Annotated in this window: 4 protein-coding genes; all 4 read left to right on the top strand. The window is 59.5% G+C overall.

The window, feature by feature from the left end; genetic code table 11:
* Positions 1–1,160, top strand: a 1,160-nt coding sequence (locus Q8O69_RS15355; protein WP_305593132.1) for an FAD-binding protein, incomplete at its 5' end; no start/stop codon positions are given.
* Between the two features lie 26 nt (positions 1,161–1,186).
* Positions 1,187–1,894 (top strand): succinate dehydrogenase iron-sulfur subunit, encoded by a 708-nt coding sequence (locus Q8O69_RS15350; RefSeq protein ID WP_160016353.1) that lies wholly within the window; start codon positions 1,187–1,189, stop codon positions 1,892–1,894.
* Between the two features lie 247 nt (positions 1,895–2,141).
* The gene (locus tag Q8O69_RS15345) at positions 2,142–4,973 is read left to right on the top strand and encodes a 2-oxoglutarate dehydrogenase E1 component (RefSeq protein WP_305593131.1); all 2,832 of its coding nucleotides are present in this window, start codon (positions 2,142–2,144) and stop codon (positions 4,971–4,973) included.
* 69 nt (positions 4,974–5,042) lie between these two features.
* Positions 5,043–6,230, top strand: a 1,188-nt coding sequence (gene odhB / locus Q8O69_RS15340) for a 2-oxoglutarate dehydrogenase complex dihydrolipoyllysine-residue succinyltransferase (RefSeq protein WP_305593130.1), incomplete at its 3' end; no start/stop codon positions are given.

Below are 6,230 nucleotides of genomic sequence, written 5' to 3'. Positions count from 1 at the left end.
CTGGCGGTGCCGGTCGTATCTACGCATCTACCACCAACGCCCTGATCAACACCGGTGACGGCGTGGGCAAGGCCCTGCGTGCCGGCGTGCCGGTGCAGGATATCGAGATGTGGCAGTTCCACCCGACCGGTATTGCCGGCGCTGGTGTACTGGTCACTGAAGGTTGCCGTGGTGAAGGTGGTTACCTGATCAACGCCCATGGCGAGCGTTTCATGGAGCGTTATGCGCCGAACGCCAAAGACTTGGCCGGTCGTGACGTAGTAGCGCGCTCGATGGTTAAAGAAGTACTCGCCGGCAACGGCTGTGGCCCGGACAAGGACCACGTACTGCTCAAGCTCGACCACCTTGGCGAGGACGTGCTGCACAGCCGTCTGCCAGGCATCTGCGAGCTGTCGAAGACCTTCGCTCACGTTGACCCGGTGGTTGCGCCGGTTCCAGTGATTCCGACCTGCCACTATATGATGGGCGGTGTGCCGACCAATATTCACGGTCAGGCCATCACTCAGGATGCTAACGGCAACGACAAGATCATCGAAGGCCTGTTCGCTGTCGGCGAAGTGGCCTGCGTATCGGTACACGGCGCCAACCGTCTGGGCGGCAACTCGCTGCTTGATCTCGTAGTGTTCGGTCGTGCCGCCGGTATTCACCTGGAAAAAGCGCTGAAAGAAGGCGTGGAAGTCCGTGGTGCCAGCGAAACCGACATCGAGCTGTCGCTCAAGCGTCTGGCAGGCGTCAACGAACGCACCACCGGCGAAGATGTCGCGCCGCTGCGTAAAGAGCTGCAAAACTGCATGCAGAATTACTTCGGTGTGTTCCGCACCGGTGAGTACATGCAGAAGGGCATCGCCCAACTGGCCGACCTGCGTGAGCGGATCGCGACTGTCAAGATCGCGGACAAGAGCCAGGCATTCAACACTGCGCGTATCGAAGCATTGGAACTGCAAAACCTTCTCGAAGTGGCAGAAGCCACCGCGATCGCTGCCGAGGTTCGTAAAGAATCCCGTGGTGCTCACGCTCGTGAAGATTTCGAAGAACGTGACGACGAAAACTGGCTGTGCCACTCCCTGTATATCCCAGGTGAAAAGCGCGTGAGCAAGCGTTCGGTCAACTTCTCGCCGAAGACAGTTCCAGCGTTTGAACCCAAGGTCCGGACTTATTAAGGGTGCCTGATATGTCGCAAGCCAATCTGTTGCAAGTAAGCGTTTATCGTTACAACCCGGAAAAAGATGCTGCACCGTTTATGCAGGATTTCCAGGTCGACACCGGCGGCAAGGACATCATGGTCCTTGACGTACTGGCGCTGATCAAGGAACAGGACGAGGGTTTCTCCTATCGTCGCTCCTGCCGTGAAGGCGTGTGCGGTTCCGATGGCATGAACATCAACGGCAAGAATGGCCTGGCCTGCATCACGCCGATCTCGGCGGCTGGCCTGAAAGGCGGCAAGCTGGTGATTCGCCCGCTGCCTGGCCTGCCGGTCATCCGTGACCTGGCTGTTGATATGAGCATCTTCTACAAGCAGTACGAGAAGGTGCAGCCATACCTGCAGAACAACACGCCGGCGCCGGCCATCGAGCGTCTGCAGTCGCCGGAAGAGCGTGAGAAGCTGGACGGTCTGTACGAGTGCATCCTGTGCGCTTGCTGCTCCACCAGCTGCCCGTCGTTCTGGTGGAACCCAGACAAGTTCCTCGGCCCAGCTGCGCTGCTGCAGGCTTATCGTTTCCTGGCGGACAGCCGTGATACCCAGACCGAACAACGTCTGGCGTCGCTGGATGATCCGTTCAGCGTGTTCCGTTGCCGCGGCATCATGAACTGCGTGAACGTTTGCCCTAAGGGTCTCAACCCGACCAAGGCAATCGGCCACGTACGCAATATGTTGCTGCAGAGCGGTACCTGATTCACGGTTGTTTGCTAGACCTGTAACACCTGCGGCGCTGCTTTCAACCCAGCGCCGTAGTTTTAGCCAGGGCTGCTGCTCACAAAGCGGTGGTTCTTAATTTGAAAAATATGACGACCAGCAGGGGCATCCGGGCTGGTGCCCGGACTATCTGCGGGATCCGTAGTGGCTTACCAGTCGCTGCTTCAGGACTGACAGCCATGCGGTTTCTTCGCCGGTGGTGTCCCCTTACCGAGGGTGACCAAGCATGCAAGAAAGCGTGATGCAGCGCATGTGGGACAGTGCCCACCTATCCGGTGGTAACGCTGCCTATGTGGAAGAGCTCTATGAGCTTTACCTGCACGATCCCAACGCTGTGCCAGAAGAGTGGCGCACTTACTTCCAGAAGTTGCCGACTGACGGCAGCGCCGCCACAGACGTATCGCACTCAACGATTCGCGATCATTTCGTCCTGCTCGCTAAAAATCAGCGCCGCGCCCAACCGGTGTCCGCTGGTAGCGTCAGCAGTGAGCACGAGAAGAAGCAAGTCGAAGTGCTGCGCCTGATTCAGGCTTATCGCATGCGCGGCCATCAGGCTGCCCAGCTCGATCCGCTTGGCCTCTGGAAGCGTCCTGTGCCGGCCGATCTGGCAATCAATCACTATGGTCTGACCGATGCCGACCTGGACACCACCTTCCGTACCGGTGGGCTGTTCATTGGCAAGGAAGAGGCTACTCTGCGCGAAATTCGCGATGCGTTGCAGCAGACATATTGCCGCACCATTGGCGCCGAGTTCACCCATATTGTCGATTCCGAGCAGCGCAGCTGGTTCCAGCAGCGCCTGGAAAGCGTGCGTGGTCGTCCACAATTCTCGGTTGAGGTGCAGAGCCACCTGCTTGAGCGCCTGACCGCAGCTGAAGGTCTGGAAAAGTACCTGGGCACCAAGTACCCGGGCACCAAGCGTTTCGGTCTGGAAGGCGGCGAGAGCCTGAGTCCGCTGCTCGATGAAGTGATCCAGCGGTCCGGCTCCTACGGCACCAAGGAAGTCGTCATCGGCATGGCCCACCGTGGCCGCCTCAACGTGCTGGTCAACACCTTCGGCAAGAACCCGCGCGATCTGTTCGACGAGTTCGAAGGCAAGAAAACCGAAGGTCTGTCTTCCGGCGACGTGAAATACCACCAGGGTTTCTCCTCCAACGTGATGACCGCTGGCGGCGAAGTGCACCTGGCAATGGCGTTTAACCCGTCGCACCTGGAGATCGTTTCTCCGGTGGTCGAAGGTTCGGTACGCGCCCGTCAGGATCGTCGTAACGACGCCATTGGCGAGAAAGTGCTGCCAGTTTCCCTGCACGGTGACGCGGCATTCGCCGGTCAGGGTGTGGTCATGGAAACCTTCCAGATGTCGCAGACCCGTGGCTTCAAGACGGGCGGCACCATCCACATCGTGATCAACAACCAGGTCGGCTTCACCATCAGCAACCCGCTGGACTCGCGTTCCACCGAGTACTGCACCGATGTGGCGAAGATGATTCAGGCGCCGATCCTGCACGTGAATGGCGATGACCCGGAAGCGGTGCTGTTCGTCACCCAGCTGGCTGTCGATTACCGCATGCAGTACAAGCGTGACGTGGTCATTGACCTGGTCTGCTACCGCCGTCGCGGCCATAACGAGGCCGATGAGCCGAGCGGCACCCAGCCGATCATGTATCAGCAAATCAGCAAACAGCGCACCACCCGTGAGCTGTATGCCGACGTGCTGACCGCTGCGGCGCGTCAATCTACTGATGACGTGCAGGCCAAGATCGACGAGTACCGCACTGCGCTGGATAACGGTCAGCATGTGGTCAAGAGCTTGGTTAAAGAGCCAAACAAGGAACTCTTCGTTGATTGGCGTCCATACCTGGGCCACGCCTGGACCGCGCGTCACGACACGCGTTTCGAGCTGAAAACCCTGCAGGAACTGTCCAACAAGCTGCTGGAAATTCCAGAAGGCTTTGTGGTGCAGCGCCAGGTCGCGAAAATTCTCGAAGACCGCCAGAAGATGAGCGCAGGCGCGCTGCCGATCAACTGGGGCTACGCCGAGACCATGGCCTACGCCACCCTGTTGTTCGAAGGCCATCCGATCCGCATGACCGGTCAGGACATCGGCCGCGGCACCTTCTCGCACCGTCACGCGGTGCTGCACAACCAGAAGGACGCCGGCACCCATCTGCCGCTGCAGAACCTTTACCAGGGGCAGCCGCGTTTCGACCTGTACGACTCCTTCCTCTCGGAAGAAGCGGTACTGGCCTTCGAATACGGCTACGCCACCACCCAGCCGCAGTCGCTGGTGATCTGGGAAGCGCAGTTCGGCGACTTCGCCAACGGTGCCCAGGTGGTGTTCGACCAGTTCATTTCCAGTGGCGAGCACAAGTGGGGCCGTCTCTGCGGTCTGACCATGCTGCTGCCGCACGGTTATGAAGGGCAGGGCCCTGAGCACAGCTCGGCGCGTCTGGAGCGTTATCTGCAGCTGTGCGCCGAGCACAACATGCAGGTTGCGGTACCGACCACCCCGGCGCAGATCTACCACTTGCTGCGTCGTCAGGTGATTCGCCCACTGCGCAAGCCGTTGGTCGTATTGACGCCGAAGTCGCTGCTGCGCCACAAATTGGCCATCTCGACCCTGGAAGATCTGGCCGAAGGCTCGTTCCAGACCGTGATTCCAGAGATCGATACCATCGATCCGAAGAAAGTCGAGCGTCTGATTCTGTGCAGCGGCAAGGTTTACTACGACTTGCTGGAGAAACGCCGCAACGAAGGCCGCGAAGACATCGCCATTGTGCGTATCGAGCAGCTCTATCCGTTCCCGGAAGATGATCTGGCCGAGGCAATTGCCCCGTTCAAGAACCTCAAGCACATCGTCTGGTGTCAGGAAGAGCCGATGAACCAGGGCGCCTGGTACTGCAGCCAGCATCACATGCGTCGCGTGGCGACAGCGCACAAGAAAGCGCTGTTCCTCGAGTACGCAGGTCGTGATGCGTCTGCCGCACCTGCCTGTGGTTATGCATCGATGCACGCCGAACAGCAGGAAAAACTCCTGCAAGACGCCTTTACTGTTTAACGCCTTCGCGCAACAGGCGGCCAACTGGGCCGCCTGCTAGAAGAAACCGAATTTAAGGAACCACACACAATGGCTATCGAGATCAAAGCCCCTACTTTCCCGGAATCGGTTGCCGACGGCACCGTGGCCACTTGGCACAAGAAGCCGGGCGATGCGGTCAAGCGCGACGAGCTGATCGTCGACATCGAAACCGACAAGGTAGTGATCGAAGTGCTGGCCGAGGCCGACGGCGTCCTCGCGCAAATCATCAAGAATGAAGGCGACACCGTTCTGTCCAACGAACTGCTCGGTACCCTGGGCGAGGGCGGCGCTGCTGCTCCTGCACCAGCCGTTGCCGCTCAGGCTGCTGCACCTGCTGCCGCTGCTCCGGCCGCTGCTGCAGGCGACGATCAGATCCTGTCCCCAGCTGCGCGCAAGATCGCCGAAGAAAACGGCATCGACCCGAACAGCATCGCTGGCACCGGCAAAGGTGGTCGCGTCACCAAGGAAGACGTGGTGGCTGCCGTTGAAGCGAAGAAGAACGCCCCGGCTGCTGCACCTGCCGCCAAGCCAGCTGCGCCTGCTGCTGCCGCTCCGGTATTCGCCACTGGCGACCGCACCGAGAAGCGTGTGCCGATGACCCGTCTGCGCGCCAAGATCGCCGAGCGCCTGGTCGAAGCACAGTCCTCCATGGCCATGCTGACCACCTTCAACGAAGTCGACATGACCGAAGTCATGGCACTGCGCTCGAAGTACAAGGACCTGTTCGAGAAGAGCCACAACGGCGTGCGCCTGGGCTTTATGTCGTTCTTCGTCAAGGCCGCCACCGAAGCGCTGAAGCGCTTCCCGGCAGTCAACGCCTCGATTGACGGTACCGACATCGTTTACCACGGCTACGCCGACATCGGTGTTGCCGTGTCCAGCGACCGTGGCCTGGTAGTTCCCGTGCTGCGTAACGCCGAGCTGATGAGCCTGGCTGAAATCGAGAACGGCATCGCCACCTTTGGCAAGAAAGCCAAAGACGGCAAGCTGTCGATTGAAGAAATGACCGGCGGTACCTTCACCATCACTAACGGTGGTACGTTCGGTTCGATGATGTCGACGCCGATCGTCAACCCGCCACAAGCCGCGATCCTGGGGATGCACAACATCATCCAGCGTCCGATGGCAGTGAATGGTCAGGTGGTAATCCGCCCAATGATGTACCTGGCGTTGTCCTACGATCACCGCCTGATTGATGGTAAGGAAGCCGTGACCTTCCTGGTGACCATCAAGAAC

Source organism: Pseudomonas sp. (assembly GCF_030690725.1).
Taxonomy (GTDB): Bacteria; Pseudomonadota; Gammaproteobacteria; order Pseudomonadales; family Pseudomonadaceae; genus Aquipseudomonas.
Note: the sequence above shows the minus strand (reverse complement) of the source record. Positions and strands in the feature narration are given on the sequence as shown.

What these genes read in the sequence shown, in the direction of transcription:
- Q8O69_RS15345 (WP_305593131.1), top strand. Translation starts at nt 2,142, where the DNA reads ATGCAAGAAAGCGTGATGCAGCGCATGTGGGACAGTGCCCACCTATCC.